The sequence below is a fragment of the Micromonospora sp. NPDC051543 genome, assembly GCF_044454415.1.
GTDB lineage: Bacteria > Actinomycetota > Actinomycetes > Mycobacteriales > Micromonosporaceae > Micromonospora.
This window is the reverse complement of the sequence record NZ_JBITDT010000003.1, coordinates 120,218-145,054: the sequence shown is the minus strand read 5'-3', so window position 1 is coordinate 145,054 and position 24,837 is coordinate 120,218. Positions and strand designations below refer to the sequence as shown.

The window sequence follows — 24,837 nt, the reverse complement described above, 5'->3', positions numbered from 1 at the left end:
CGACTGGGCCGGCCGTGGTGATCGCGGTAGGTTCGCCCGGGGCCCACCGCCGAGCCCGCTTCACCGCCCGGCCCCGGGTCCCGCCACCGACCACCACCAGGAGGCGCAGTGAGCCAGGAAGTCCGGGGAGTCATCTCCCGCAGCAAGGGCGCACCGGTCGAGGTCACCACCATCGTGGTGCCCGACCCCGGCCCCGGTGAGGCGATCGTCCGGGTCCAGTCCTGCGGCGTCTGCCACACCGACCTGCACTACCGCGAGGGCGGCATCAACGACGACTACCCGTTCCTGCTCGGCCACGAGGCGGCCGGCATCGTCGAACAGGTGGGGGAGGGCGTCACCGACGTGGCCCCGGGCGACTTCGTGGTGCTCAACTGGCGGGCGGTCTGCGGCGACTGCCGCGCCTGCCGTCGCGGCCGGCCCTGGTACTGCTTCAACACCCACAACGCGAAGCAGCGGATGACCCTCACCGACGGCACGGAACTTGCTCCGGCGCTGGGCATCGGCGCGTTCGCCGAGAAGACGCTGGTGCACGCCGGGCAGTGCACGAAGGTGGACCCGGCGGCGCGGCCGGCCGCGGTGGGCCTGCTCGGCTGCGGCGTGATGGCCGGCCTCGGCGCGGCCATGAACACCGGCAACGTGACCCGCGGCGACTCGGTCGCGGTGATCGGCTGCGGCGGCGTCGGGGACGCGGCGGTGGCCGGCGCGGCCCTCGCCGGCGCCACGACGATCGTGGCCGTGGACACCGACAGTCGCAAGCTGGACTGGGCGAGGAAGTTCGGCGCCACGCACACCGTGAACGCCTCCGACACCGATCCGGTCGAGGCGATCCGCGCGGCCACCGGCGGTTTCGGCGCCGACGTGGTCATCGACGCGGTGGGCCGACCGGAGACCTGGAAGCAGGCGTTCTACGCCCGGGACCTGGCCGGCACGGTCGTGCTGGTTGGCGTGCCGACCCCGCAGATGCAGATCGAGCTGCCGCTGCTGGACGTCTTCGGGCGCGGCGGCGCGCTCAAGTCCAGCTGGTACGGCGACTGCCTGCCCAGCCGGGACTTCCCGATGCTCACCGAGCTGTACCGGCAGGGCCGCCTCGACCTGGACGCCTTCGTCACCGAGGAGATCGCCCTCGATGAGGTCGAGAACGCGTTCGAGCGGATGCACCACGGCGACGTGCTGCGTTCGGTGGTGGTGTTCTGATGACCGTCCGGGTCGACCACGCGGTCACCGCCGGCACGTTCTCGCTCGACGGGCAGACCTTCGAGGTGGACAACAACGTGTGGGTGATCGGCGACGACGACGAGTGCGTAATCCTCGACGCGCCCCACGACGTGGCCGCGATCCTCGCGTTGGTGGACGGTCGCCGAGTGCGGGCGATCCTCGCCACCCACGCGCACGACGACCACGTACGGGTCGCTCCCGAACTGGCCGAGGCCACCGGCGCCCCGATCCTGCTGCACGCCGACGACCGGGTGCTCTGGGACCTGGTCCACCCCCACCTGCCGCCGCACGGCGAACTGCGCGACGGGCAGAGCGTCGAGGTGGCCGGCACCGCCCTGGAGGTGCTGCACACCCCGGGGCACAGTCCCGGCGCGTGCAGCTTCCACGCCCCGGACCTGGGCGCGGTGTTCACCGGCGACACCCTGTTCCAGGGCGGGCCGGGCGCGACCGGGCGGTCGTACAGCGACTTCGACACCATCGTCGAGTCGATCCGTACCCGACTGTTGACCCTGCCACCGGACACGGTCGTGCACACCGGCCACGGCGACGACACCACCATCGGCGCGGAGGCCCCGCACCTGCCGGAGTGGCTGGCCCGCGGGCGCTGACCCGAGCGGCCGGCGGACGCGTCAGCGTTCGTCGGCCGCGCCCAGCACCGGTTTCACGTCCAGCACGGGGGTGCCGTCGAGGGCTTCCAGGTCGGCGACCTCGACGCGCAGCCCGTCCACCGCCAGCACCCGTACCCGGTGCAGCCCGATCGGGTTGGGCCGGTGCGGGGAGCGGGTGCTGAACACACCCGTTAGCGGGCGGGTCTCGTCACCGCGTGGACGCACCGCCAGGACGTCCCGCCGGGCCCGGTCCAACCAGGTCAGCACCAGCAGCTCCGCGCCGACGTCGAGGTCGCGCAGGGCGGGCTCGACCGGCGGCTCGAACACCAGCCAGGCCGGTGGGGAGCCCTCGTCGCCCTGCCGTGGCGCGGTCGCCGCGTCGGTCAGCGGCGAGGCGACCCGCCCGACCGGACGCAGCAGGTACGCGTCGACCATCATTGCTCCCTTCGGGACGGTGCCCCGCCAGACTAGGGCGTTACGATCCGGCGCATGGCCGCCGAGCACCCCGTACCTGTCGTCCGTCAGCTGCGCCTCGTCGTGGAGGCAGCCGATCACGAGGCCGCCGTGGCGTTCTTCCGGGACGCTCTCGGCCTGCCCGTGGAGGCCGAGTTCACCAGCGACGGGGACGCACGGGTGGTGATCCTGGACGCCGGCCGGGCCACGTTGGAGATCGCCAACCCGGCGCAGAAGCGCCTGATCGACGAGGTCGAGGTGGGCCGTCAGGTCGCACCGCGCATCCGGGTGGCCTTCGAGGTGGACGACGCCGCCGCGACCACGGCCCGGCTCGTTGCCGCCGGTGCGAGCGAGGTCGCGCCGCCGACGCTGACGCCGTGGCAGTCCCGCAACGCGCGCCTCGACGCCCCCGCCGATCTGCACATCACCGTCTTCGAGGAGCTGGAGACGAAGCCGGACACGCCGTGACGGCGACGCTGCGCTGGCACCCCGGCTTCGCGCTGCCCGTCGAGGAGGTCGACGCCGAGTTCCGGGGTCCCGTCATCCCGGTCCGTTGGCCGACACCCTTGCGCACCTCAAGCAGCTCTGGCACGTGCTCGTCCGGTTCGGCGTGGCTCATCCGGGTTGACCCGTCTGCGTCGATGGTCCGGTTCCGCCCACCCGGCACCCGGGTCCGGCCGGCCATCCGAATTTCCGGGAGTGACCGGGTCCCCAGCTCGGGGTGACTCCGGCATTTCCGGAATGACCGACTCGTCAACCCGGTTGTGTCCCCCGTACCGCCGGAGCCCAAACCCCTTTCCCGCGGTCCCTCCCGAGGGGCGTTCACCCCGGAGCGCTCCGCACGATCGAAAGGAACCATCGTGAAGCCCGACTTCACTCGATGGCTCCCCGCCATCGCCAAGGACTCGTACCGCAAGACCGCGCTCAGCGTGGTGGGTGTGGCCGCCCTCGGTGGTCTGGCGCTCGCGCCGACCGCGACCGCCGCCCCGGTCACCTCCGGCCCGCACCAGGGCGCCGTCGCCGCCATCGACCTCGCCACCGGCAAGGCCACGACCCACGTGCAGCACCAGGAGCAGCCCGTCGAATCCGGCCTGACCACCGGCTCCGCCACCGGCAAGCCGCCGGCCGGCAAGCCGAGCCGCGACGAGCTGATCCCGCACGGCATCGAGGGCGCGCAGTCGCGCATCCCGCTCGACAAGGCGCAGCTCGACAACGCCCGGTCGATCGTCGACGCGGCCAAGAAGACCGGCGTCGGCGACCGTGGCGCGGTGATCGGTGTCGCCACCTCGTTGCAGGAGTCGAAGCTCTACAACCTCGGCCACCTCGGCGCGTACAACGACCACGACTCGCAGGGCCTGTTCCAGCAGCGTCCGTCGTCCGGTTGGGGTTCGCCCGAGCAGATCACCGACCCGGAGTACGCCGCCACGGCGTTCTTCGACGCCCTCAAGAACGTGGGCGGTTGGCAGGACCTGCCGCTGACCACCGCCGCGCAGACGGTGCAGGTCTCCGCCTTCCCGTACGCGTACGCGCAGTGGGAGGAGCAGGCGGCGGACATCGTCCAGCAGCTCTGGTGACCGCATCCTGAACAGACCGGCCGGCTCCCGTCGCGGGGGCCGGCCGGTCTCGTCTTTGTCAGCAGGGGGCGTAGAGGCGGCGGGTGCCATCCCCGGCGGCGTACGCCTTCCGGTCGCTGAACCGGCAGCCGTAGTCGGGTCGGGCCACCACCGCCGGATCGGTCACGGTGTCGCCGGCCGGGCGCTTGCCGGTGCGTACCCAGGACACCAGGTCGTCCCAGGCGGCGCCGGCCTCGGCCGGGCTGAACTCGCAGTGCTGCGCGGCCCGGATGGCCCGCTGCACCACCAGCCGGCTACGACCGTGCCGTGCCACGTCGGTGGCGTACGCCTGCTCCATGCTGAACGGTACGAACAGGTCGCCGAGGTCGTGCAGGCTGACCACCGGCGCGCTGGGACGGCCGGCGATGCGCGGCACCTCCGTGAGCGTCGGCAGGAGCCGCTGCCGGACGTTCTCCGGCGGGACCCGCCGCACGGTCGAGTTCAGGTCGACCGGACTGTTCGGGCGGTAGCGGGTGAGCAGGTTCGTGGCGAGCTGCCCGGGCCGCTGGGCGGGGGAGTCGCCGCCGTCGGTCACCATGATCGAGAAGAGGAAGTCCTTCCACACCGCGAACGCCGCCTCCGCGCCGGGACGCGGCCCGCCCGAACGGTCCACCGTCACGGCCCGCAACTGCTTGCCCCGCTCGGTGGTCGTGTCCGGGCCGGTCGGCGTGAGCCCGGCCAGTCCCAGCGTCGCCTGGATGCGCGGCACGGCGTTGCTCAGGTAGTCGGCCGGCGTGGGATAGGCCGGCACCCCGGCGAGCGCCTGCGCGACCAGGTTGTAGTCCAGGTAGAAGTCGAGCAGCGTCTGGTCGCCGAGCACCCCGCACATGGGCAGGGCACCGTCGTAGTAGCCGGGATACTGCTCCAGCGAGCGACCGAGCACGTACCCACCCATCGACACCCCGGCGAGATACGTGCGGTGCGGCCGGCGCACCGTCCGTCCGAAGTGCTCCGCGAGATCCTTCGTGCTAAGCACCCCGGAGCGGATGTCGAAGCCGTTGCGGTCGTACGACGACGACGCCCACGCGTACCCCTGGGACAGCATCCGTTGGCGCAGTTCGAAGCCCGGCGGCTCCGGCGAGAGCACCGTGCCCTGCCCCCGGTAGCCGTGCGCCCACAGCACCAGGTCGCCGTTCCACCGGGCGGGAACCTCGATGATGTACGCGGCGTGCCGGTGCACGCCCTGACGGACCGTCGTCTGTTTGCCCCCGACCGTCAACGGCGTCAGCGGCGGGTTCTGAAAGGTGTAACCGGGCAGCGGCTGACCGCCGTCGGTGCCGCGATCCGCCGCGGCGCCTGCTGCTGCGGCGGCGGGTGCGGGGCCGATCAGCCCGACGGCCAGGGTCAGTGTCGCGGTGGCGGCGACCAGGCGGCGAAGGGTGCGAACGGGTACGGACAGCATCGTGCTCCCCATCGGACGGATGTCGCCTGCGGGGCGACCAGGCGGGACGGTTGCCTACCGGCCGGTAGCGCCCTGAACCTAGGACCGCCGTCGACCGGAGTCAATGGCTACGCTGACCGAACGGTCAGGCTCCGAAGGAAGCAGGTGGCGTTCGGTCTCGACGGCGCGGGCCGATCGTCGGTCGGTCCGGTCCGATGCGGTTGACTGTCGTCGTGGACGACTCGATCTGGGCGGCGGCCCGTGCTGCGCGGAGCTGGCTGGACACCGCGAACGGCACCGGGGAGACGGAACTGACCTGCCGCATCCTGAAGCTGACCGAGGAGGCGGGCGAGGCGTCGGCCGCCTGGATCGGTCTGCTCGGGCAGAATCCGCGCAAGGGTGTCACCCACACGCGCGAGGATGTGGCAGCCGAGCTGGCCGACGTGGTGTTCACCGCGCTGGTGGCGATCGAGAGCCTGGGACTCGACGCGCAGACCGTTCTGGAGTCGTGTGCGAACAAGGTCCGATCTCGCCTGGGGGAGTGAGGCCCACCGCCCTGCCGCCGACGGTGGTGCGGGCGTCGTGATCGACACGAGTTCGCCGATACCGCGCGATCAACCGGCCCCGGACACCCCGACTTCGGCGACGTCGAGCCGATCATCGCTCGGTTGCGCCCGCCGATCGCGCCTGGCCGGCTGTATGTCCGGCTGTGGGGGGTCTTCACGGGGTGACCGGCTGTGCCTCGGTGGGCAGGGGAGTCGGTGGCGCGCCGGGGCGTCGTGGTCCCCCGACGATCGCAGGAGTCTCAGGTCACCGCCTGCCGCCCGTCGGGTCGGGCCTCATCACCGCGCGTCCTTTGCTCTGCTTCAACCGAGGAGACACCCGGTGTCCGATTATCGGTTGGGCAGGTGTTTCCTTGGTTGAAGCAGAGCAAAGGCGGGTCACCGCCCCCCCCGGGCCCCGGGAATGACCCCGAGCCCCGGGTCGTTACACCTGGTCCCGGCGCGACGAGCACCCCTGATGACAGGGCCGCCGCCTGCGGGGAATGGCCCCGGCCGGCAGGTCGTTACACACGGACCGGCCGCCACGAGCCCCCCGGCTCGCAGGCCCCCCCAGACTTTGCAAGCGCCCGGACGAGGTGCTGACACCCCGCGTCACCGATCCCCCCGAACGGGTGGTGTGTGGGTGTTTCCTACCCCCGAAGGAGCAACCCCTGATGAACACGATCTTCCGTAAGAGCATGCTGTCTGTTGCTGGTCTCGCGTTCGCCGGTGGCGTCTTCGCCGGCCCCATCGCCGCCCACGCCGCCACCCCGGCCGTGGACGCCAAACCCGCCACCGCAGCCGTGCAGACCACCGCACCCAAGCCGCAGGGCGACCAGTCCCACATCACCCTCAACGGTGAGCAGAGCGCCAACGTCAAGGCCATCATCGCGGCCACGAAGAAGGCGGGTCTGCCCGAGCGGGCGGCGGTCATCTCGATCGCGACGAGCCTGCAGGAGTCCAAGCTGGAGAACCTGGGCCACCTCGGCGACGCCAACGACCACGACTCGCTGGGCCTGTTCCAGCAGCGCCCCACCTCCGGTTGGGGCACGCCGGAGCAGATCACCGACCCGGAGTACTCCACGACCGCGTTCCTCAAGGGCCTGCGCCAGGTCGACGGCTGGCAGGACATGCCCCTGACCGACGCCGCCCAGACCGTGCAGGTCTCGGCCTACCCCGACGCCTACGCCCAGTGGGAGCAGCAGGCCACCGACCTCGTCGGCCAGTACTGGAACAGCTAAGAGACCGCAGATGGCCGGCACCCGACAACGGGTGCCGGCCATCGCCGCATTTCCAGGCGCTGTTCAGGATTCCGCGTGGCGACGTAGCGCAGTGGTGTTGTCGGCGCGCGGTGATCCGATCGACGATCGCGCCCGTACCCTCCGGCGGGGACCGGCGGAGGGACAGGGCATGGCCGTGGTGGGTGACGGCAGCGAGCATCAGGCGACAGGCCGAGCAGGTCGGCAATTCGCGCAGACTATGGCGGCAGCTCGGACGGCTGCGGCGCACTTGTCGGCCGACGACCCGGCGACCAGCCAACCGGGGTCCGAGCCGGCCAGCCGGGACCGGGAGACCAGCACAGCGGAACCGCCGCCCGAGACAGGGCTGCGCCCGCCGCAGGAGGCAGAGCGGCGCCTAGCGCAGGCCGCAGGCCGGCCACCGGCGCAGGCCGCAGGTCCGCGCCCAGCGCACGACGCGGGCTCACCTGCGGGCCGGGACGTTGCACGGCGATCGCGGCAGGACACGGAGGTGGGGTCGCCGGAAGCGGAGGTCGCGTCGGGACGCTGGTCCGTCGGTGCCCGCCTGCTGCTGACCGCCGCTGCCGTCGTACTGGTGCTCGGGGTCATGGCGGTCGCGGTGATCGTGAGTGACCCCTACCGCCTCGGTCAGACCTACAGCGACACGAGTCCACAGGACACGAGGCAGGACGCTGCGGCGGCGTCCGACCAGACGATGACCGCGCCGTTGGCGGGCCGGCAGAAGGCTACCTTCGTGCTCGTCGACGGGTTGACGTCGTTCGACCTGCGGGTGACGGACCTGGGTGACGACCTCTACCGGATCAGCAGCCCGTCCGGCACGGGTGTGGCGGCCCGGCCGGTGCTCGACGGGGAGACGGTCCGGCTCGGCGTGGTGGCCGCCGGCGCGTCCGACGGACGGGCCGTACGGGTGTTGCTCAGCGAGCGGGTCGCCTGGCGTCTTCGCCTGGAGGGCGGGGTGAGCGACCAGGTGCTGGATCTGGCGCGGGCGCGTCTGCTGGGAGTGGACCTTGTCGGCGGTTCCGCTCGCACCGACCTCATCCTGCCGCCCGTGGATCGCGGCGTCATGGCGGTGCGGTTGACCGGCGGGACCAACCGGCTGTCCGTCCGGGTGCCGGGCGCGCCGCCGGTGCGGGTGCGGGCGGGCGCGGGCGCCGGCTCGGTGGTGGTCCGCGACCAGCGGTGGAACGGGGTCGCCGCCGGGGATCTGGTGAGCACGCCGGGATGGGACCGCTCGCCCAACCGGATCTTCCTGGACCTGGTCGCGGGCGTCAACGCGGTGACGGTGACCGAAGCGCGGTGACGAGAACCGAGGCGCGGTGACGAGAACCGAGGCGCGGTGACAAGAATCGAGGCCGGGGTACGTCAGGCGGGATTCGAGCGCCAGCCTGAACGCCCCGGCGGTTGAGGTGGCGGTCACCCCGAACCGGAAGCGCGGCTGTCGGGGGAGCGCGCGAGCGTACAGTCGGGCGGTGGAGCGTACCGAATCGATGCTGGCGCAGACCCGACCGCCCGGCGTGGCCGACGTCGATCCCGGCAGCGTGCTGCTGCCCGGCCACGACGTGCCGCTCGGTCGGTACACGACGGTGCGGCGTCTGCTGCCGCAGCGGCCCCGACGGATGGTCGGCGCGTGGTGCTTCGTGGACCATTTTGGCCCGGACGATGTGGAGCAGCGACCCGGCATGGAGGTTCCGCCGCACCCGCACACGGGGCTGCAGACGGTGACGTGGCTGCTCGACGGCGAGATCATCCACCGGGACAGCCTGGGCAACGTCCAGGCGATCCGACCCGGCCAGTTGAACGTGATGACCTCCGGGCATGGCATCGCCCACTCGGAGCGGTCGCCGGCCACGCACCCGCCGGTCATGCACGGGGTGCAACTCTGGGTGGCGCTGCCGGACCCGGCGCGGGCCGGCGCGGCCGACTTCGCCCACCACGCCGACCTGCCGCGCTGGCGCGACGGTGAGGTCGAGGCGACGCTGCTGGTGGGCGAGTTCGCCGGTCAGCGGTCGCCGGCGGTGGTGCACACCCCGCTGGTGGGCGTGCAGCTCGAGCTGGGCGGGTCGGCGCCCACCACGCTGTCGTTGCGACCCGACTTCGAGTACGCCGTGCTGGCGATGTCCGGCGCGGCCGAGGCCGCCGGGGTGGGCTTCGAGCCGGGGGCGCTGCTCTACCTGGGTACGGGTCGGCGTGAGCTGACCGTGCGCGGCGGGGCGGGGGCGCGGCTGTTGCTGCTGGGCGGTACGCCGTTCGAGGAGCCGCTGGTCATGTGGTGGAACTTCGTGGGCCGTTCGCACGAGGAGATCGCCACGGCTCGGGAGGATTGGATGGCCGGGCGGCGTTTCGGTGTGGTGGCCGACGACGCGGCGTCGCCGCTGCCCGCGCCCGCCCTGCCCACCACCCGGCTCAAGGCCCGCGATCGCACCGGCGGTCTGCACGGCTGACCCGACGCGTTCTCCGCAACGGCCGCCGGGAGCTGACGTGGGCTGGCCCACAGTTCAGCAAAAACTGACCGTACGGAGGATGTTCTGTCGTATGGTTGTACCCGGCAGTGCTGACCGCTCGGTTCGGGCGGGCATCCACCGCCTGGTGACTGCGACCGGTTCGGACGTGGTTCACCGCCTGGGCAGGCCTGCGTGGCGCCCCCGGTCGCGGTTCGTGGCCAAGGGGCGCCCGCCTGTCCCGGCGAGCGTCCGGCAGCTCCGGCAAGACCGTCGAGCACCGGCCCGCGCCGACACACTCAGCGTGCCAACCCCGCCAGCAGGTTCACCGTGACGGCGATGACGAACGCGCCGAACAGGTACGACACCATCGAGTGCCGCAGCACCGTCCGGCGCATCTCGTTGCTCGTCAGGTTGGTGTCGGAGACCTGGAACGTCGCCCCGACGGTGAACGCCACGTACGCGAAGTCCGAGTACCGGGGCGGTTCGCTCTGGTTGAAGTTCACCCCGCCGTCCGGGCCCGTGTAGTAGATCCGCGCGTAGCGGGCGGCGAAGACGGTGTGCACGACCAGCCAGGACAGCACCACGCTGAGGACGCCGAGCGCGCCGTACAGGTCGCGGCGCACTCCGGGTGGCGCGGCGTGTGCGCTGGCGAGGACGAGCCCGACGGCCAGCAGGCTGGCGAGGCAGGCGATCAGCAGCACCACGTCCCGGGTGGGCCGGTTGGGGTCCTCGTGCACGGCGAGTTGGGCGGTGCGGGTGGCGTCCATCGGCCACAGTTTGCGCCACACCAGCACCAGCCAGCTCAGCGCGGCGGCGTCCCAGCCGGCCAGCGGGGACAGCGCGGGCGACAGCGTCAGAGCGAAGACGCTGCCTACGACAATGCCGACCACCGCCACGATGACGAGCTGCGTCGCGGCGGGGATGCCTCCGTCCGGCGGGCGGGACAGCGGACCGGCGCCGGTCATCCGCGACGCCGGCTCGCCACTGCGGACGCCTCCACCGCGCGGTCAGATGCCGCGCAGGTGCTGCGACACCCGGTTGTGCTTCTTGTCCCGGGCCTGCGTGGCGCGTTGGGCCGTCGCGTGTTGCGCCGGGCCGACCTCGGGGGCGGCCTCGATGCCGGCCGAGCGGGCCACCTCGGTGCCGTTGGCGTAGTCGACCGGGGGCAGCGCGCGCAGCGCCTTGAGCACGTCCGGCGGGGCGCCTTCGCGTTCGGCCTCGCGGATCACGTCGTCCTTCTCGGCCGGGTAGTCCAGGCTCGACAGGTACTGCAGGACGTCCGCGTAGCTCGCCATGTCTGGGGCTCCCTCGGGGCATGGATTGGTCGCGTCCGGCGGCGGTTACCCGTCCGCCGCCGGGTCACGCCCGGGTCGGTAGGGGAAATCCGGCGTCGTTTCCAGCGGGGCGCCGCGGGTACCCGCAGGCGCCGCAGACACCGTTCGAGGGAGTACGCGATGAACTACGACACCTTCGTCGACCAGGTTTCCCAGCGCACCCGTACGTCGTCGGAGCAGGCCGTCGAGCTGACCCGGGCGGTGCTGGAGACGTTCGCCGAGCGGCTGACCGGTGGCGAGGTGCTGGACCTGGCGGCCCAGTTGCCGCAGCCGCTGCAACTGGTGCTCAAGCCGAGTCCGAGCACCGAGCAGGCGGACCGCTTCGGGGCGGCCGAGTTCGTGGCGCGCGTGGCGTTGCGGGCGCGGGTCGAGGAGCCGGCGGCGCGGGACGCCGTCCGGGCGGTGTTCACCACTCTGCGTGAGGCGATCACGGGCGGCGAGTTCGACGACGTGGCGACGCAGTTGCCGCGTGACTACCGGGATCTCGTGGAGCAGGCGATGGCCCCCGGCGCGACGCTGCGCCGCGCCTGAGGGCGGGGGCACACAGCGGTTGGCCAGGGCAACCATCGACGTCCGGCTTGGCGTGTCGATCCGGCCTGGCCTAACCTGGTCGTGGCGAGGGGAGTACTTCCCACGAACCATTCCGGTCAGTACGGCACGCCCGGCGTGCCTCGGGTGGTTGCCCATCGGGTGATGGGTGAAGGAGACCTCGAACATGACACGGTGTTCGAGGAGACCCCATGACCGAATTGTCCCCCTTGGCCGCGGCGAGTGACCTGGCCTCGATCGGTACGCCCACCCTCTGGGCGGTGACGATCGCCGGCGTGCTGCTCCTGCTGGTGCTGGACTTCCTGGTGACGCGCAAGCCGCACGAGGTGTCCATGCGGGAGGCGATCGGCTGGTCGACCTTCTACATCGCCCTGCCGCTGGCGTTCGGTGGGTGGCTCTGGGCCCGCTACGGCTCCCAGCAGGGCGTCGAATACCTGACCGGCTACCTCGTCGAGAAGTCCCTCTCGGTCGACAACCTCTTCGTCTTCATGCTGCTGCTGGCCGCGTTCGCGGTGCCGGCCGTGCTGGCCCAGCGGGTGCTGCTCTACGGCATCGCGGGCGCCCTGGTGCTGCGGGCGGTCTTCATCGCCCTCGGCGCGGCGGCGTTGCAGACCCTCGACTTCGCGTTCCTGCTCTTCGCGATCATCCTCATCGCCACCGCGGTGAAGCTCCTGCGCGACGCCCTCTCCGGGCACGAGCAGGAGGTCGACATCAACAAGATGCGCTCGGTCAAGCTGCTGCGCAAGGTCATGCCGGTGGTCGACGACTACCACGGCACCCGCATGACCGTCCGGGAGGGCGCGCGGCGTGCGCTCACCCCGTTCGCCCTGGTGGTGGTCGCGGTGCTGGCCACCGACATCGTCTTCGCCGTCGACTCGGTGCCGGCGGTCTACGGCATCACCGAGGACCCGTACCTGGTCTTCGCCACCAACGCCTTCGCCCTGCTCGGCCTGCGGGCGCTCTACTTCGTCCTGCACGCGGCGCTGAGCCGGCTGGTGCACCTCAGCTACGGCCTGGCGATCATCCTGGCGTTCATCGGGCTCAAGCTGGGTCTGCACTGGGCGCACGGCATCTGGGAGAGCGTGCCGCAGATCCCCACGCTGGCCTCGCTCGGCGTGATCATCGGTGTGCTGGTGGTGGTCACCCTGACCAGCCTGCGCGCCACCCGGGGCGGCACGCCCGCCGAGCGCGAGGTCGTGACCGAACGGCACTGACCGCGCCGCGCCGGGCCCACGAGGGGGTACGCCGGAAAGCTCCCGCCCCGGCCGGCCCGGGTGGTACGACTGTGCAATGGGAATCGTGTCACCGGGCTTTTCGGGTCGGCCCCGATCACAGGAGCCGGCCCTGCCGCCCGGTCAGTACCTGACCGAGGACTTCCCGGTGCTCTCGGCCGGCCCGACACCCCGGGTCTCCCTGGACACCTGGGAGTTCGTCATCGCCGCCGAGAACGGCGCCGAGTACCGGTGGTCGTGGCAGGAGTTGATGGCGCTTCCGCAGGAGACGCCGACCGTCGACATCCACTGCGTCACCCACTGGTCGAAGCTCGGCACCTCCTGGACGGGCGTCTCCCTGGACACCCTGCTCGAGGGTGTGGACACTGGCGCGCACTTCGCGCTCGCGCACTCCTACGGCGGTTACACCACCAACCTGCCCCTGGACGACCTGCGCGGCGGCCGGGCGTGGGTGGCGCACACCTTCGACGGCGCGCCGCTGCCGGCCGAGCACGGCGGCCCGGCCCGGCTGCTGGTGCCGCACCTGTACTTCTGGAAGTCCGCCAAGTGGGTGCGTGGCATCCGGCTCAAGACGATGGACGAGCCGGGTTTCTGGGAGACCGCCGGTTACCACGACTACGGCGACCCGTGGCGCGAGCAGCGGTACCAGGGTGACTGAGCGGGCCGTGGCGACGGGCACCCCGGCCCGCGCGCCGATCAAGTGGCAGGTGGCCCGGCTGGTGGAGCGCCGGGTGGAGACGCCGTCCGCGCAGACGCTGGTCCTGGAGGTGCCCGACTGGCCGGGGCACCTGCCCGGCCAGCACGTCGACGTGCGCCTGACCGCCCCGGACGGCTACCAGGCCGCCCGGTCGTACTCGATCGCCGGGCCGGTCGTGGACGGGCCCGGCGGCCCGCGCATCGAGGTGACCGTCCAGCGGGTCCACGACGGCGAGGTGTCCCCGTACCTCATCGATGTTTTCGCCGCCGGCGACCCGGTGGAGATCCGCGGACCGCTCGGTGGCTGGTTCATCTGGCGTCCGGAGCAGACCGATCCGGTGCAGCTCGTGGCCGGCGGTTCCGGGATCGTCCCGCTGATGGCGATGATCCGGGCGCGGCGGGAGTTCGGCAGCAAGGTGCCGTTCCGGCTGATCTACTCGGTCCGGACGCCGCAGGACGTGATCTACGCCGACGAGCTGCGCCGTCGGGGCCGCGACGACTTCGGCCTGGACGTGGCGTACGTCTACACGCGCGAGGCCCCCGACGGGTGGCGCGGCGAGCCGCACCGGGTCGGCCTGGCCGACGTCAACACCCACGGCTGGCCGCCGGATCTGCAACCGCTCACGTACGTCTGCGGTCCGACCGGGTTCGTGGAGGCCGTGGCCGACCTGCTGGTGGGGCTGGGCCATCAGTCGCGGCGGATCAGGACCGAACGCTTCGGCCCCACCGGCTGAGAGCGCGCCCGCCGCTCACCGTCTTGTCGAGGAGATCCGATGACCAACATGTCCTACCTGGACGGCAACATGCTCGACGGCCCGCTGCGCGAGTTGTTCGCCGTCGACCTGAGCACCGCGATGGGTCGCTGCGAGAACTGCGGAATGACCGGCTCGATGGCCAGCCTGCACGTCTACTCGCACGCCCCGGGTCTGGTCGGCCGCTGCCCGTCCTGCGAGTCGGTGATGGTGCGGCTGGTGCGCGGGCCGGACCGGGCCTGGCTGGACATGCGCGGCGTCACCTACCTCCAGGTGCCGATGCCGATGGAGCAGGCGCTTCCCGAGCCGCTCTGACGGGGCAGCTCAGCGGGGGCGAGCGCTGGATAGTGGATAAATACTTGATTTTCCATAGTCTTGAATTTATCGATGCCTTCTTGCCCGCTTTCCCGGTATGGGGTCGGATGTCCGTCAACTGTTAAGACAGTTGACTATTCCTCCACCCGTACTGAGGAGAGCCCCCATGCGCTGTCGACGCGTACTCCTGGCGGTGGTCATCGCGCTCGCCGCCGGCGCGGTGACCATCACCGCACCCCCGAGCGCCCAGGCTGCCCCGGCCACCTTCACCCATCCCGGTGTGCTGGTCAGCCGGCCGCAGCTCGACTTCGTCAAGGCGAAGGTGCAGGCTGGCGAGCAGCCGTGGCGCGACGCCTACAACCAGATGATGGGCAGCCGGTACGCCTCGCTGTCCCGGGTGCCCGCACCGCGCGCGACCGTCGAGTGCGGTCAGACCTCCAACCCGAACTACGGCTGCACCGACGAGCGTGAGGACGCCATCGCCGCGTACACCGACGCGCTGGCCTGGTACATCACCGGCAACTCGGCGTACGCGCAGAAGTCCATCGCCCTGATGGACGCCTGGTCCGCCACGATCCAGCGGCACACCAACGCCAACGCCCCGTTGCAGACCGGCTGGGCCGGCTCGGTGTGGCCGCGCGCCGCCGAGATCATCCGGTACACGTACGGCAACTGGCCCAACCAGGCCCGCTTCGCGACCATGCTGCGCACCGTCTACCTGCCCGTGGTCATCGCCGGTGACTCCCGCACCAGCAACTGGGACCTGACCCTCGCCGAGGCGGCGATCGGCATCTCGATCTTCCTGGAGGACCGCACGTCGTACGACCGGGCGCTCGCCCGGTTCCGGGCCGCCGCCGCCGCGTCCATCTACATCGCCGCAGACGGGGCCCGACCCCTGTACCCGCCGGCCACGAGCGTCGACACGCCCGCCGAACTCGTCTCCCGCTGGCACGGCCAGGCCACCTACACCGACGGCCACGCGCAGGAGACCTGCCGCGACTGGGTCCACACCGGCTACAGCCTCTCCGCCATCTCGCACGTCGCCGAGACCACCCGCATCCAGGGCGGCGACCTCTACCCGGAGCTTCAGGACCGGCTGCGCCACGCGCTCGGCTTCCACACGAAGTACGAGAACGGCACCGCCGTGCCGTCGAGCGTGTGCGGCGGCTCGGTCGTCCTCGGCCTCGGCCCGATCACCGAGGTCGGCTTCAACGCGCTGCACAACCGGATGGGCATCGGCATGGCCAACACCCAGAGCTACACCGAGCGTAAGCGTCCCCAGGGCACGAACAACCTCTTCGTGGCCTGGGAGACCCTGACCCACGCCAACAACCCGGCGTAGCCGGCGGTTCAGCCCTTGATCGGCTCCGTTTGGCCGAAGTGGGGGTGTCGAAGTGCCCCGGACACCCCTACATCAGTGAACGGAGTCGATCAGGGTGCTCCTCGTGCCGGGGCCACGCGGCAGACTGGCCCGATGAGTACCGGTCGGTGGCGCGGCGTTCCCCTGCGGGTTCGGCTGGTCGTGGCGGCGGCCGTGCTGGTCGTCGCGTACGGCGGCGTGGTGCACGTACTCCAGCTGTTCGTCCCCGGTCTCCGGCCGCAACTCGCGCTGCCCGGCTGGCTCGCGGTCTACTTCGCGTCCCTGACCCTGTGGGATCCGCTGGCGGCGCTGCTGCTGGCGGCCCGCCGTTCGGCGGGGCTCGCGCTGGGCTGCGCCGTGCTGGTGACGGACGCCGCCGCCAACGGGTACGCCAACTACGTGCTCGACCCGGCCGGTGGCGTCACCCCGGGGCGGATCGGGCAGGCCGTCATCACCGCCCTGGCCGTCGCGCTCGTCGCGCTCACCCCGTGGCTGGCCCGGTGGTTCAGTCCGGCGCGATGAGCGGGCGGCGGTACGGGGTCCAGCCGACGAACCGCGCGAACAGGGCCTGCGGCGCGGGCGCGTCGTCGGGATTGAGCCGATAGAGGTCCCGGATCGCGTCGTGCAGTTGCCCGCACAGGTAGATCGACAGGCCGATCAGGTCGTGTTCGTGTTCGGCCTTGAGCACCAGCCGGGCCGTCGGGCAGGGCCACGGGCCACCGCACGCCCGGCAGCACCACATCGGACGCAGCGGCGTGTGCGGCGGTGTGCCGGTCGGCACGGGCGGTGAGGTCACCATGGATCACGCTCCTTCGCAGGTGGGGGAGGGGCCGCCGCGGTACGGGGGTTCGCGGCGGCCTCTTGTTCGGTTCCGCCCGTCGGCCGGCCGGGCCGGGCGGTTCCGCTACGTGACAGTCTGCTGACCGGGCCGCTACTGTCGGAAGGCGCGCGAGTCCCACCAGCGCCGATGTACGTGTCAGACGTCCCCGGTGTGCAGAGGTGTGCAGTGGATCGTTTGCCCATGCTGGAGCTGTTCGCCGGCGAGCTGCGTCGGCTGCGGACGGTCGCCGGTCTGTCCCAGGAGGCGCTGAGCGAACGGATCAACTACTCGGCGTCGCTCGTCGCGGCCGTCGAGCAGTGCCGGCGTCCGCCCCGGCTGGAGTTCACCGAGCGCAGCGACCGCGTGTTGGACGCCGACGGCCTGCTGCTGCGCATCCGCGAGACGATGATCCGCGAGTCGGTGATGCCGTGGTTCCGCGAGTGGGTGACGATCGAGCAGGAGGCGACGGCGCTGCGCTCGTTCCAGCCGTTGGTGCTGCCGGGGCTGTTGCAGACCGAGGGCTATGCGCGGGCGCTCTATTCCGGGGCGAGTCAGCTCGCGGATCATCAGTTGGACCAGCCGGTCGCCGCGCGGCTGCGGCGACAGGAGATCCTGGCTCGCGAGCAGCCACCGCTCTTCGTCGCGGTGCTCGATCACACCGTGTTGGAGAGGCCCGTGGGTGGGCCGGCGGTCATGCGCGAGCAACTACAGCACCTGCTTGAGGTCGGTCGGCGGCCACGGGTGCACCTGCACCTCGTACCGCGCAGTGTGGGCGCCTATCCCGGCCTCAACGGGGCTTTCGTGATCGCCACGCCCGCCGACGGGGAGGACGTGGCCTACCTCGACAATCCTCTACAGGGGACGGTAATCGAGCGCCCGGCGGACGTACTATCGCTGCGACAGTCGTGGGAATCGGTACGGGCCGAGGCGTTGTCGCACCGGCAGACCCTCGACGTGATCTCGGAGGCGGCAGCGGCATGGACCTGAGCGGCGCGATCTGGCGTAAGAGCACCCGCAGCAGCGGCAATCAGGGCGACTGCGTCGAGGTCGCGGGCAACCTGCCGGGCCTGGTGGGCGTCCGCGACAGCAAGGACCCGAGCGGCCCGGCGCTGGTCGTCACCCCGGCGGCCTGGCGGGCCTTCGTCACGTTCGTCACGCGCCACTGACCGGGCCGGCGAGCGCCTCCCGGATCAGCCGCTCGACCAGTCGTGGCGTGACCGGCTCCAGGGCGAACACCTCGGCCACCCGCTCGGGATCCGTGGTGACGATCGGTCCGTAGTTGAGCCACGGGTCGTCGAAGGCGACCCGCTCCTCCAGTCGGACGTCCTGGCCGCCGTCGACGTCCCACACCCGGACCACGACGTGGCCCGGATCGGCCTGGCTGACCGTCCATCGATAGTCGACGTCGTCGACGCGGATCGTCCGCTTACGGGTCCTGGCCACGGTGCGAGGTTAGGCGGCGGGCGGGTGCGGCGGTAGCGGGATTCGGGCCGGATGAAGGGCTTCGTCGAATACTCGGATGCGGACCGGCGTGCCCATCCCTACGCTTTCGCTCCACGGCGGGCCGCGCCCTTTTGGATCGGAGATGAGCAGACCGATGACCTCTCACCTGTTCGCGATCAGCTTCGACGCGCTCGAACCTCTGCCGCTGGCGCGGTTCTGGTCCGGGCTCCTCGGCTGGGAGATCGTCGACGATCCGCGCGAGGGTGTGGGGCTCGTGCCCACCGACGACACCGGGTTCCGACTCCGCTTCCCGCCGACCGAGCAGCCGAAGGTCGTCCAGAACCTCATGCACTTCGACCTGACGAGCACCTCGCTCGATGATCAGGAGCGGACGGTCGCCAGGGCGATCGAGCTGGGTGGACGGCACCTCGACATCGGCCAGGGCCCGGACGTCGACCACGTGGTGCTGGCCGACCCGGAGGGCAACGAGTTCGACGTCATCGCGCCGGGCAACAACTTCCTCGCTGGCTGCGGGTTCGTCGGCGCGCTGGCCTGCGACGGCACGCCGGAGGTCGGGTACTTCTGGGCCGAGGCGCTCGGTTGGCCGCTGGTCTGGGATCAGGACCAGGAGACCGCGATCCAGTCGCCGCGCGGCGGCACGAAGATCACGTGGGGTGGGCCGCCCTACATGTCGAGCGAGGGCAGGGGTCGGGTGAGCTTCGACCTCGCGCCACCCGTCGACGGTGACCAACAGGCGGAGGTGGACCGTCTGCTCGCCCTCGGCGCCACCCTCGTCGACGCCGACCAGGCGGGCGCGGTGGTGCTGGCCGACCCCGACGGCACCCACTTCCGGCTGCTGACTCCCCGCTAGCCCGTCGCAAGCTGGGCGTGCGGCCGGTGTGAGCGGCGGGCCGGTTGGACAACTGTCGTGCCGGTCGTCAGAGTGGTCCGCCGTGAGATACCTGCGCAGCGGTGGTCCCGCCGCGATCCGGCGACCCCGGCCGACCGACGTCGACGAGTTCGTGGCGGCCGTGCGGCGGAGTCGGGACCTGCACCATCCGTGGCTGGCCGCGCCGGAAACGCCCGAGGAGTACGACCGTTACCTGGCCCGGATTCGCCGTCGCGACAGCGCCGGCTACCTGATCTGCGACCGGGCCAGCGGAGCGATCGCCGGCTACGTGAACATCAGCGGCATCGTGCTCGGTGCGCTGCGCGGCGGATACCTGGGGTACGCGGCGTTCGAACCGTACAGCGGCACCGGGCACGCCTCGGCGGGCATCGCCCTGGTCATCGACCACGCGTTCACCAGCGTCGGACTGCACCGGCTGGAGGCGAACATCCAGCCCGGCAACGAGCCGTCCCGGCGGGTCGCCCGCAAGCTCGGCTTCCGCCTGGAGGGCTTCTCCCCCGACTACCTCTTCATCGACGGCGCCTGGCGCGACCACGAACGCTGGGCCATCACCGCCCCCACCCCACCCCACCCCCCACCTCCCGCGCGATCATGAAGTTATTGCCACGACACGCCGAGGCCGGTGACGATAACTTCATGATCAACGGGGCGGGGGCGGGGTGAGGGCGGAGTCGTCGCCGGAGCCGACGTTTGTCCTGGGCTGCGACGGGAAACGGCCGGCAATGACGAAACCTCGTGTGGTGATCGTGGGGGCCGGGTTCGCCGGTTACCACGCGGCGAAGACGTTGAGCCGGATCGCCCGGGACCGGGCCGAGATCGTGGTGCTGAACTCCACCGACTACTTCCTGTACCTACCGCTGCTGCCCGAGGTGGCCGCCGGGGTGGTCGAGCCGTCGCGCATCGCCGTGCCGCTGACCGGGACCCTCAAGGGCGTCCGGGTGGTGATCGGCGAGGCGGACCACGTCGACCTGCAGAACCGCTGGGTCGGCTTCACCCAGCCCGAGGGGGAGAAGAACCGCCTGGCGTACGACCGGCTGGTCCTCGCCGTGGGCAGCGTCAACAAGCTGCTGCCGATCCCGGGCGTCACCGAGTACGCGCACGGCTTCCGCGGCCTGCCCGAGGCCGTCTACCTGCACGACCACATCGTCCGCCAGGTGGAGTTGGCCGAGCAGGCCGAGGACCCGGCCGAGCAGCAGGCCCGCTCCACCTTCGTGGTGGTCGGCGCGGGGTACACCGGCACCGAGGTCGCCGCGCACGGCCAACTGTTCACCGACGCCCTGCACGCGCAGCGGCCCCGGCTGACCGTCCGGCCCCGCTGGATGCTGCTCGACGTCGCCCCCCGCGTGCTGCCGGAGCTGGACAAGAGAATGTCCGAGACCTCGCACAAGGTGCTCAACAAGCGCGGCGTGGACGTGCGGATGGGCACCTCGGTGGCCGAGGCGACCTGCGACGGGGTCAAGCTCACCGACGGCGAGTACGTCCCCACCTGCACGCTGGTGTGGTGCGTGGGCGTACGCCCCGACCCGTTCGTCAACGAGTTGGGCCTGCGCACCGAGCGGGGCCGGCTGGTCACCGACGAGTACCTGAACGTCCCCGGCTATCCGGAGGTCTTCGCCTGCGGTGACGCGGCCGCCGTGCCCGACCTGGTCAACCCGGGGCAGATCTGTGGCATGACGGCGCAGCACGCGGAGCGGCAGGGCAAGCGGGTGGCGCACAACATCGCCGCGTCGTACGGGTTCGGCCAGCGCCGGCCGTACAAGCACCACGACCTGGGCTGGGTGGTCGACCTGGGTGGCAAGGACGCCGCCGCGAATCCGCTGCACGTCAACCTGGCCGGGCTGCCCGCCAAGGCGGTCACCCGGGCGTACCACCTGATGGCGATGCCGGGTAACCGCACCCGCGTGGGGGCCGACTGGGTGCTCGACGCCGCGCTCACCCGCTCGGCCGTGCAGTTGGGGCTGGTCCCGGCGAACGCGGTGCCGCTGGAGAGCACCTCACCCGAGGTCGCGGCGCGCGGTCGCTGAGCGGGGCGGGTCCGCCCGTCGCGGGCCGTACTCGCGCAGCAGGATCTGGACGATGCCGGCGGCGGGGATGGCCAGCAGCGCGCCGAGCAACCCGGCCAACTCCGCCGCGAGCAGCAGGCTCAGCAGCACGGTCAGCGGGTTGAGCCGTACCGCGCGGGCCAGGATGAGCGGCTGGAGCAGGTGGTTCTCCACCTGCTGGTAGACGACGAAGAAGACGAGCACGACGACGCCGGCGGTGGGGGAGTGCAGGAACCCCGCCCCGGCGGCGAGCACCGCGCCGATCGTCGCGCCCACCAGCGGTATCAGGTCGGCCACCGCGACGAGCAGCGCGATCACCCCGGCGAACGGCACCCCCGTGAGGCTCAACACCAGGAAGGTCAACGCGCCACAGATCACGCTGATCAGCAGGTTGCCGGTGAGATAGCCGGTGACCGTGCGGGACACCTCCCGGCCGACGCGGCGCAACCGCTCGCCCGGACCGTCCCCGGCCACCGCGAGCACGCCGCGGGTGATCCGCGGCGATTCCAACACCATGAGGTACGCCAACACGACGACCGTGACCAGTCCCGCGACCCCCTCCGCCACGCCGCGCAGCACCCCGACGGCGGGTTGCCGCAGCCGGGCCCCGGCGTTGCGCAGCTCGTCCGCGTGCGCGCTGGCGTAGCGCCGTATCCCGGTGCGGTCCAGGAACTGACCCAGCGGGCCGCGCCCGGCGCGCGCGTCGCGCAGCAGCTCGGGCCCCCGCTCGGCGAACCGGCCCACCTCGTCGAGCAGCGGCACCAGGATCACCGTGGCCAGGACCGCCAGCACGACGAACGCGGCGAGGAAGACGAGCAGCGTGGCCAGCGCCCGGCGGCGGACGAACCGGCGTTGCAGCCGGTCCACGGCCGGTTTGAGCGCGACCGCGAAGAAGGCGGCCACCACCGCCCAGACGAGCACCCGTCGGGTCGCGTACACGAAGGCGAGCGCGAGCGCGGTGGCCAGCACCAGCGCGATCACGACCAGGGTCCGGCGGGCGGTGGCCCGATCGTCGGCGTTGGTCACCCGCCGGGCCTTCCCCGCCCAGACCGCAGGAAACCCGGCATCCCGGCCGGTCGGCCCTCATCAGCCGTCGGTGTCGAGAAGCGGGTGCGCGCCGGCCACGAACGTGTCGAGGGCGGCGGCGTGCAGCAGCCCACCCGCGATCGGGTCGCGCAGCGCGGCCACGGCGAGCCGACCGACCGGCAGCCCGCCGGGGCGGTGCGTCGCGGCGAGCACCAGGTTGCCGTAGCGCCGACCACGCAGCATCCGGCGGTCGCCGAACACGCAGACGTCCCCGAAGGCCGCCCGCAGCGTCGCCACCTGCACGCGGGTGCCGACCAGCGGTGGCAGGTCCGTCACGTTGACCAGGTAAAGCCCTCCGGGCCGCAGGACACGGGCCACCTCGGCGGCGAACTCCACGGTGCGGACGTGCCCGGGCATCCGGGCGGCCCGGTAGATGTCGGCGATCACCAGGTCGTACGCGTCCGCCTCGGTGGCGGTGACCGCCTCCCGCGCGTCGCCGACCTCCACCCGCACCTCGGGTGGCGGCGGCGGCAGCTCCCGCGCCACCAGGTCGACAACCGCCCGGTCCCGTTCCACGACCCGCTGTCGCGAACCCGGCCGGGTGGCGGCCAGCCAGCGGGGCAGCGTCAACGCGCCGCCGCCGAGGTGCAACACGTTCAGGGGTACGCCCGCCGGCGCCGCCAGCTCCACGGCCGACGCGATCCGGCGGACGTACTCGAAGTGCAGGTGCCGGGGGTCCTCGACGTCCACGTACGACTGCTCGACGCCGGCGGAGAGCAACGTCCGTCCGGTCCTGCGCACCGGATCGGCGACCAACTCCAGACGGTCGGCGGCGCGGTTCATGACGGCACGCTAACCGAGCGGCCGACGGGCCGGCGGCGCGGGAGCACCCGCGTCCGCCGGCCCGCGTACGCCGTGGCGGTGGTCAGCCGCCGGCCATCCCGGCGCCGACCTCGTCGATCGCGTCGTCGATCGCGTGGGCCAGGTCCACGTCCAGCGCGCTCACCCCGTCCGCCTGGTTCGTGCGGACGGTCAGCACGGCCGCCGTGTCGCCGGGACGCCCGATGCTCGGGCCACGGCCGGTCTCCTGGCGCAGCCGGTCGAGCCGGGCGAGCACCCGGTCGAGGTTGTCCGCCGGCAGCGCGACAACCCGGTACAGGCCGGCGGTGTCACCGGCCCAGTACGGCAGGTCGTCCAGCGCCGCCTGGACCTGCTCCTCGTCCAGGGTGGGCGTGCTGGTGGACGCCCCTACGATGCCGCCGCCGGCCGCTGGCGGGTTCAGCAGCTCCCGCAGGCCGTCGGGGACGTGCAGGGACTCGATCAGGTCGCCGTCCTGCTCGGCGAGCGCGGCGATCGTCGCCTCCGCCTGGTAGCGGGCCTGCTCCGGCGTACGCCCGCTGATCCGGCCCACCTCGGCCAGGAAGCCGGGCAGATCCCGGTGCCGCTCGATGCCATCCACGGGCACCACGTCGTGCAGCGAGTTCGGCACGGCGGCGAGCAGTCGTTGCCGCTCCGCCGTGTCGAGCGCGAAGGCCAGCACCAGCACGGTCGCCTCGGCGCCCACCTTCGCCGTCACGAAGTCGACCCCGGACCGGCGTCCGACGTCCTCGACCAGGTCCTTGTAGCCCACGCTCGTCACACCGGCCGCACCGCCGGGAGGCGGCTGCGGTCGCGGATTGTCCGGGGTACCCCTCGACGGCGGCGCCGGTCCACCACGCGTGGTGTCCGCCTTGTGCCGTCCGGCCGGCGGCGGGCCGGCCCGTCTGCTCTGGTCCAGGCTGGTGAGCTGCTTGGAGGCGCTCAGGCTCGCGCCGTATTCGCTGGGCTGGCCGCCCTGTTCGCGGGCCTGCCGGGCCAACGCCCGGCGGCGCTGGTTGTCGCCCTCCATCTGCTTGCGCATGGTGACGCCCCTTCCGCTGGGGATCGATCCTGCGACGGTCGCGTTCCCGCCGTCCCGGGAGCCGAAACGGACGCTGCCGGCCGAGTAGGGCTGAGCGTGGGCCGGGCTTCATCCGCCCGGGGTGAGGGGCGCTCACCCGTGCGGCCCGCAGGATCGGGGCAGGAGGCAGTTCTTCCGAGGTACGCGGAAGGAAGTGTCGTCATGAAACGGATCGTCGAGATCGTTCCCGCTCGACCCGGCTGGTACGCCCGCTGGCAGCTCACGCCCGACGCCACCCGGTGCTACCCGGTGAGCCTGTGGGCGCTGTTGGAGGAGGCCGACGGAACCGGCCGGGAAGTGGTCGGAATGGACTGCATCGGCCAGTGGCCGGGTGCGGACGACAACGAGGCGGGTGGGGAGTTTGTCCGCTACCTGTACCAGACGCCCGACTCGGGGGAACCCGACGACATCGAACCTCCGTCGACCGTCGAACTGCGCGACGGTGGGCCCCGACTCCAGCCGATGACCGCGCCCTAGGCATTTCTCCGGCCCCCGGCCCCAGGTCCCAGGGTCGGGGGCCACCCCCCTTCGCGCGGGGTGGTCCCTTCGGTGCGACCGTCAGCCGGTGGCGCGCAGGTCGTCGTCGCCCTGCACGGCCAGCAGTTCGGTGAGGCCGGTGCGGTCCAGCAACTGCTGGATCTGCGGGCTGACCCCGGTGAGCTGGATCGCGCCGACGCTCCGACGCGCGATCAGCAGGGCGCTGAGCCCGGACGAGTCGCAGAGGCCGACGCCGCTCAGGTCGATCGTCACCCGCTGCTCGCCGTGCAGGCCGGCCGCGGCGGCCACCAGCTCGGGCGCGGTGTCGTAGTCGAGCTCGCCGGTCAGCCGTAGCCGGACGTGACCGGCGTCGGGCCGGCTCACCTCGATGGTCAACAGCTGGTGGGGCATTCCACCATGTTCCCAGTCC

The 24,837-nt window shown here is 72.0% G+C and carries 31 protein-coding genes; 21 read left to right on the top strand and 10 right to left on the bottom strand.

Translation table 11 applies throughout. The features are described 5' to 3' along the window. The first annotated feature begins 108 nt into the window (after positions 1 to 108). Together ACIA3K_RS06405 and ACIA3K_RS06400 are read left to right on the top strand one after the other, a co-directional pair. Complete coding sequence (locus ACIA3K_RS06405; protein WP_396799507.1) at positions 109 to 1,194, top strand: S-(hydroxymethyl)mycothiol dehydrogenase; 1,086 nt, start codon at positions 109 to 111, stop codon at positions 1,192 to 1,194. Next, positions 1,194 to 1,823: an MBL fold metallo-hydrolase gene (locus ACIA3K_RS06400; protein WP_396799506.1), complete on the top strand. Its 630-nt coding sequence runs from the start codon at positions 1,194 to 1,196 to the stop codon at positions 1,821 to 1,823. The genes ACIA3K_RS06405 and ACIA3K_RS06400 overlap by 1 nt, the downstream gene beginning before the upstream one ends. A 21-nt stretch (positions 1,824 to 1,844) precedes the next feature. Here the strand turns inward: ACIA3K_RS06400 and tsaA are convergent, their stop codons facing one another. Continuing rightward, positions 1,845 to 2,258, bottom strand: a complete 414-nt coding sequence (tsaA, locus tag ACIA3K_RS06395; RefSeq protein WP_396799505.1) for a tRNA (N6-threonylcarbamoyladenosine(37)-N6)-methyltransferase TrmO — start codon at positions 2,256 to 2,258, stop codon at positions 1,845 to 1,847. A gap of 54 nt (positions 2,259 to 2,312) precedes the next feature. Between tsaA and ACIA3K_RS06390 the strand changes: the two genes are divergently transcribed. Both ACIA3K_RS06390 and ACIA3K_RS06385 read left to right on the top strand, forming a co-directional pair. Beyond that, positions 2,313 to 2,744, top strand: a complete 432-nt coding sequence (locus ACIA3K_RS06390) for a VOC family protein (protein ID WP_396799504.1) — start codon at positions 2,313 to 2,315, stop codon at positions 2,742 to 2,744. 392 nt (positions 2,745 to 3,136) lie between these two features. Then, a complete protein-coding gene (locus ACIA3K_RS06385; RefSeq protein ID WP_396799503.1) occupies positions 3,137 to 3,850 on the top strand; it encodes a hypothetical protein in 714 nt (237 codons plus the stop codon). Positions 3,851 to 3,908: 58 nt separating this feature from the next. Here ACIA3K_RS06385 and ACIA3K_RS06380 read toward each other — a convergent pair whose 3' ends face one another. Beyond that, positions 3,909 to 5,291, bottom strand: a complete 1,383-nt coding sequence (locus tag ACIA3K_RS06380; protein WP_396799502.1) for a hypothetical protein — start codon at positions 5,289 to 5,291, stop codon at positions 3,909 to 3,911. Between the two features lie 212 nt (positions 5,292 to 5,503). Here ACIA3K_RS06380 and ACIA3K_RS06375 point away from each other — a divergent pair, with 212 nt between their 5' ends. From ACIA3K_RS06375 to ACIA3K_RS06360, 4 genes are all read left to right on the top strand, one after another. Then, a complete protein-coding gene (locus ACIA3K_RS06375) occupies positions 5,504 to 5,815 on the top strand; it encodes a MazG-like family protein (RefSeq protein ID WP_396799501.1) in 312 nt (103 codons plus the stop codon). A 671-nt stretch (positions 5,816 to 6,486) separates the two neighbouring features. Next, a complete protein-coding gene (locus ACIA3K_RS06370) occupies positions 6,487 to 7,053 on the top strand; it encodes a hypothetical protein (protein ID WP_396799500.1) in 567 nt (188 codons plus the stop codon). Positions 7,054 to 7,561: 508 nt separating this feature from the next. Then, positions 7,562 to 8,371 carry a hypothetical protein gene (locus ACIA3K_RS06365; RefSeq protein ID WP_396799499.1) on the top strand — a complete coding sequence of 270 codons (810 nt, stop codon included), beginning with the start codon at positions 7,562 to 7,564 and terminating at the stop codon, positions 8,369 to 8,371. Positions 8,372 to 8,540: 169 nt separating this feature from the next. Continuing rightward, positions 8,541 to 9,512: a pirin family protein gene (locus ACIA3K_RS06360; RefSeq protein ID WP_396799498.1), complete on the top strand. Its 972-nt coding sequence runs from the start codon at positions 8,541 to 8,543 to the stop codon at positions 9,510 to 9,512. 296 nt (positions 9,513 to 9,808) lie between these two features. Here the strand turns inward: ACIA3K_RS06360 and ACIA3K_RS06355 are convergent, their stop codons facing one another. Together ACIA3K_RS06355 and ACIA3K_RS06350 are read right to left on the bottom strand one after the other, a co-directional pair. After that, positions 9,809 to 10,477, bottom strand: coding sequence for a DUF1345 domain-containing protein (locus tag ACIA3K_RS06355; protein ID WP_396799497.1), 669 nt, complete (start codon positions 10,475 to 10,477; stop codon positions 9,809 to 9,811). Between the two features lie 42 nt (positions 10,478 to 10,519). Beyond that, on the bottom strand, positions 10,520 to 10,807 hold the full coding sequence (locus ACIA3K_RS06350; protein WP_396799496.1) for a DUF2795 domain-containing protein: 288 nt from the start codon (positions 10,805 to 10,807) through the stop codon (positions 10,520 to 10,522). Positions 10,808 to 10,966: 159 nt separating this feature from the next. Here ACIA3K_RS06350 and ACIA3K_RS06345 point away from each other — a divergent pair, with 159 nt between their 5' ends. The 7 genes from ACIA3K_RS06345 to ACIA3K_RS06315 all read left to right on the top strand — a co-directional run bounded on the left by ACIA3K_RS06345 (position 10,967) and on the right by ACIA3K_RS06315 (position 16,272). Beyond that, positions 10,967 to 11,377, top strand: a complete 411-nt coding sequence (locus tag ACIA3K_RS06345; protein ID WP_357121748.1) for a DUF2267 domain-containing protein — start codon at positions 10,967 to 10,969, stop codon at positions 11,375 to 11,377. 209 nt (positions 11,378 to 11,586) lie between these two features. Beyond that, positions 11,587 to 12,609: a TerC/Alx family metal homeostasis membrane protein gene (locus ACIA3K_RS06340; RefSeq protein WP_396799495.1), complete on the top strand. Its 1,023-nt coding sequence runs from the start codon at positions 11,587 to 11,589 to the stop codon at positions 12,607 to 12,609. Positions 12,610 to 12,685: 76 nt separating this feature from the next. After that, positions 12,686 to 13,285: a sulfite oxidase-like oxidoreductase gene (locus ACIA3K_RS06335; RefSeq protein ID WP_396799494.1), complete on the top strand. Its 600-nt coding sequence runs from the start codon at positions 12,686 to 12,688 to the stop codon at positions 13,283 to 13,285. Positions 13,286 to 13,292: 7 nt separating this feature from the next. Next, complete coding sequence (locus tag ACIA3K_RS06330; RefSeq protein ID WP_396799774.1) at positions 13,293 to 14,057, top strand: ferredoxin reductase; 765 nt, start codon at positions 13,293 to 13,295, stop codon at positions 14,055 to 14,057. A 39-nt stretch (positions 14,058 to 14,096) separates the two neighbouring features. After that, complete coding sequence (locus ACIA3K_RS06325) at positions 14,097 to 14,390, top strand: DUF6510 family protein (RefSeq protein ID WP_396799493.1); 294 nt, start codon at positions 14,097 to 14,099, stop codon at positions 14,388 to 14,390. 166 nt (positions 14,391 to 14,556) lie between these two features. Beyond that, on the top strand, positions 14,557 to 15,732 hold the full coding sequence (locus ACIA3K_RS06320; protein WP_396799492.1) for an alginate lyase family protein: 1,176 nt from the start codon (positions 14,557 to 14,559) through the stop codon (positions 15,730 to 15,732). A 132-nt stretch (positions 15,733 to 15,864) separates the two neighbouring features. Further along, entirely contained in the window at positions 15,865 to 16,272 is a 408-nt protein-coding gene (locus ACIA3K_RS06315; protein ID WP_396799491.1) for a hypothetical protein, read from the top strand. On the opposite strand, the gene ACIA3K_RS06310 is transcribed toward ACIA3K_RS06315, so the two are convergent. Next, positions 16,256 to 16,549 (bottom strand): hypothetical protein, encoded by a 294-nt coding sequence (locus tag ACIA3K_RS06310; RefSeq protein WP_357121764.1) that lies wholly within the window; start codon positions 16,547 to 16,549, stop codon positions 16,256 to 16,258. The genes ACIA3K_RS06315 and ACIA3K_RS06310 overlap by 17 nt on opposite strands. 222 nt (positions 16,550 to 16,771) lie before the next feature. Here ACIA3K_RS06310 and ACIA3K_RS06305 point away from each other — a divergent pair, with 222 nt between their 5' ends. Further along, positions 16,772 to 17,557 carry a Scr1 family TA system antitoxin-like transcriptional regulator gene (locus ACIA3K_RS06305; RefSeq protein ID WP_396799490.1) on the top strand — a complete coding sequence of 262 codons (786 nt, stop codon included), beginning with the start codon at positions 16,772 to 16,774 and terminating at the stop codon, positions 17,555 to 17,557. Continuing rightward, on the top strand, positions 17,548 to 17,736 hold the full coding sequence (locus tag ACIA3K_RS06300) for a DUF397 domain-containing protein (RefSeq protein WP_396799489.1): 189 nt from the start codon (positions 17,548 to 17,550) through the stop codon (positions 17,734 to 17,736). The genes ACIA3K_RS06305 and ACIA3K_RS06300 overlap by 10 nt, the downstream gene beginning before the upstream one ends. On the opposite strand, the gene ACIA3K_RS06295 is transcribed toward ACIA3K_RS06300, so the two are convergent. After that, a complete protein-coding gene (locus ACIA3K_RS06295) occupies positions 17,723 to 18,013 on the bottom strand; it encodes a hypothetical protein (RefSeq protein WP_396799488.1) in 291 nt (96 codons plus the stop codon). The two genes, ACIA3K_RS06300 and ACIA3K_RS06295, sit on opposite strands and share 14 nt — an antisense overlap. Before the next feature lie 154 nt (positions 18,014 to 18,167). On the opposite strand from ACIA3K_RS06295, the gene ACIA3K_RS06290 reads away from it, so the two are divergent. From ACIA3K_RS06290 to ACIA3K_RS06280, 3 genes are all read left to right on the top strand, one after another. Next, the gene (locus ACIA3K_RS06290) at positions 18,168 to 18,884 is read left to right on the top strand and encodes a VOC family protein (RefSeq protein ID WP_396799773.1); all 717 of its coding nucleotides are present in this window, start codon (positions 18,168 to 18,170) and stop codon (positions 18,882 to 18,884) included. An 82-nt stretch (positions 18,885 to 18,966) separates the two neighbouring features. Continuing rightward, positions 18,967 to 19,518, top strand: a complete 552-nt coding sequence (locus ACIA3K_RS06285) for a GNAT family N-acetyltransferase (RefSeq protein WP_396799487.1) — start codon at positions 18,967 to 18,969, stop codon at positions 19,516 to 19,518. A gap of 127 nt (positions 19,519 to 19,645) precedes the next feature. Continuing rightward, the gene (locus ACIA3K_RS06280; RefSeq protein WP_396799486.1) at positions 19,646 to 20,947 is read left to right on the top strand and encodes an NAD(P)/FAD-dependent oxidoreductase; all 1,302 of its coding nucleotides are present in this window, start codon (positions 19,646 to 19,648) and stop codon (positions 20,945 to 20,947) included. Here ACIA3K_RS06280 and ACIA3K_RS06275 read toward each other — a convergent pair. The 3 genes from ACIA3K_RS06275 to ACIA3K_RS06265 all read right to left on the bottom strand — a co-directional run bounded on the left by ACIA3K_RS06275 (position 20,918) and on the right by ACIA3K_RS06265 (position 23,891). Next, positions 20,918 to 21,991, bottom strand: coding sequence for an AI-2E family transporter (locus ACIA3K_RS06275; protein WP_396799485.1), 1,074 nt, complete (start codon positions 21,989 to 21,991; stop codon positions 20,918 to 20,920). The genes ACIA3K_RS06280 and ACIA3K_RS06275 overlap by 30 nt on opposite strands. Before the next feature lie 60 nt (positions 21,992 to 22,051). After that, the gene (locus tag ACIA3K_RS06270) at positions 22,052 to 22,834 is read right to left on the bottom strand and encodes a spermidine synthase (RefSeq protein ID WP_396799484.1); all 783 of its coding nucleotides are present in this window, start codon (positions 22,832 to 22,834) and stop codon (positions 22,052 to 22,054) included. An 82-nt stretch (positions 22,835 to 22,916) separates the two neighbouring features. Beyond that, positions 22,917 to 23,891 (bottom strand): DUF2267 domain-containing protein, encoded by a 975-nt coding sequence (locus tag ACIA3K_RS06265; RefSeq protein ID WP_396799483.1) that lies wholly within the window; start codon positions 23,889 to 23,891, stop codon positions 22,917 to 22,919. 201 nt (positions 23,892 to 24,092) lie between these two features. Between ACIA3K_RS06265 and ACIA3K_RS06260 the strand changes: the two genes are divergently transcribed. Further along, the gene (locus tag ACIA3K_RS06260) at positions 24,093 to 24,407 is read left to right on the top strand and encodes a hypothetical protein (RefSeq protein ID WP_355052350.1); all 315 of its coding nucleotides are present in this window, start codon (positions 24,093 to 24,095) and stop codon (positions 24,405 to 24,407) included. Positions 24,408 to 24,488: 81 nt separating this feature from the next. Here the strand turns inward: ACIA3K_RS06260 and ACIA3K_RS06255 are convergent, their stop codons facing one another. Further along, complete coding sequence (locus ACIA3K_RS06255) at positions 24,489 to 24,818, bottom strand: STAS domain-containing protein (RefSeq protein ID WP_396799482.1); 330 nt, start codon at positions 24,816 to 24,818, stop codon at positions 24,489 to 24,491. Between the last annotated feature and the right edge of the window lie 19 nt (positions 24,819 to 24,837).

Excerpts from the sequence above, each read along its gene's own strand:
- ACIA3K_RS06400 (WP_396799506.1), top strand. The coding sequence starts at position 1,194 with ATGACCGTCCGGGTCGACCACGCGGTCACCGCCGGCACGTTCTCGCTC.
- tsaA (WP_396799505.1), bottom strand. The coding sequence starts at position 2,258 with ATGGTCGACGCGTACCTGCTGCGTCCGGTCGGGCGGGTCGCCTCGCCG.
- ACIA3K_RS06390 (WP_396799504.1), top strand. The coding sequence starts at position 2,313 with ATGGCCGCCGAGCACCCCGTACCTGTCGTCCGTCAGCTGCGCCTCGTC.
- ACIA3K_RS06380 (WP_396799502.1), bottom strand. The coding sequence starts at position 5,291 with ATGCTGTCCGTACCCGTTCGCACCCTTCGCCGCCTGGTCGCCGCCACC.
- ACIA3K_RS06370 (WP_396799500.1), top strand. The coding sequence starts at position 6,487 with ATGAACACGATCTTCCGTAAGAGCATGCTGTCTGTTGCTGGTCTCGCG.
- ACIA3K_RS06355 (WP_396799497.1), bottom strand. The coding sequence starts at position 10,477 with ATGACCGGCGCCGGTCCGCTGTCCCGCCCGCCGGACGGAGGCATCCCC.
- ACIA3K_RS06350 (WP_396799496.1), bottom strand. The coding sequence starts at position 10,807 with ATGGCGAGCTACGCGGACGTCCTGCAGTACCTGTCGAGCCTGGACTAC.
- ACIA3K_RS06345 (WP_357121748.1), top strand. The coding sequence starts at position 10,967 with ATGAACTACGACACCTTCGTCGACCAGGTTTCCCAGCGCACCCGTACG.
- ACIA3K_RS06340 (WP_396799495.1), top strand. The coding sequence starts at position 11,587 with ATGACCGAATTGTCCCCCTTGGCCGCGGCGAGTGACCTGGCCTCGATC.
- ACIA3K_RS06335 (WP_396799494.1), top strand. The coding sequence starts at position 12,686 with ATGGGAATCGTGTCACCGGGCTTTTCGGGTCGGCCCCGATCACAGGAG.
- ACIA3K_RS06325 (WP_396799493.1), top strand. The coding sequence starts at position 14,097 with ATGACCAACATGTCCTACCTGGACGGCAACATGCTCGACGGCCCGCTG.
- ACIA3K_RS06320 (WP_396799492.1), top strand. The coding sequence starts at position 14,557 with ATGCGCTGTCGACGCGTACTCCTGGCGGTGGTCATCGCGCTCGCCGCC.
- ACIA3K_RS06315 (WP_396799491.1), top strand. The coding sequence starts at position 15,865 with ATGAGTACCGGTCGGTGGCGCGGCGTTCCCCTGCGGGTTCGGCTGGTC.
- ACIA3K_RS06310 (WP_357121764.1), bottom strand. The coding sequence starts at position 16,549 with ATGGTGACCTCACCGCCCGTGCCGACCGGCACACCGCCGCACACGCCG.
- ACIA3K_RS06305 (WP_396799490.1), top strand. The coding sequence starts at position 16,772 with ATGCTGGAGCTGTTCGCCGGCGAGCTGCGTCGGCTGCGGACGGTCGCC.
- ACIA3K_RS06300 (WP_396799489.1), top strand. The coding sequence starts at position 17,548 with ATGGACCTGAGCGGCGCGATCTGGCGTAAGAGCACCCGCAGCAGCGGC.
- ACIA3K_RS06290 (WP_396799773.1), top strand. The coding sequence starts at position 18,168 with ATGACCTCTCACCTGTTCGCGATCAGCTTCGACGCGCTCGAACCTCTG.
- ACIA3K_RS06280 (WP_396799486.1), top strand. The coding sequence starts at position 19,646 with ATGACGAAACCTCGTGTGGTGATCGTGGGGGCCGGGTTCGCCGGTTAC.
- ACIA3K_RS06270 (WP_396799484.1), bottom strand. The coding sequence starts at position 22,834 with ATGAACCGCGCCGCCGACCGTCTGGAGTTGGTCGCCGATCCGGTGCGC.
- ACIA3K_RS06265 (WP_396799483.1), bottom strand. The coding sequence starts at position 23,891 with ATGCGCAAGCAGATGGAGGGCGACAACCAGCGCCGCCGGGCGTTGGCC.
- ACIA3K_RS06260 (WP_355052350.1), top strand. The coding sequence starts at position 24,093 with ATGAAACGGATCGTCGAGATCGTTCCCGCTCGACCCGGCTGGTACGCC.
- ACIA3K_RS06255 (WP_396799482.1), bottom strand. The coding sequence starts at position 24,818 with ATGCCCCACCAGCTGTTGACCATCGAGGTGAGCCGGCCCGACGCCGGT.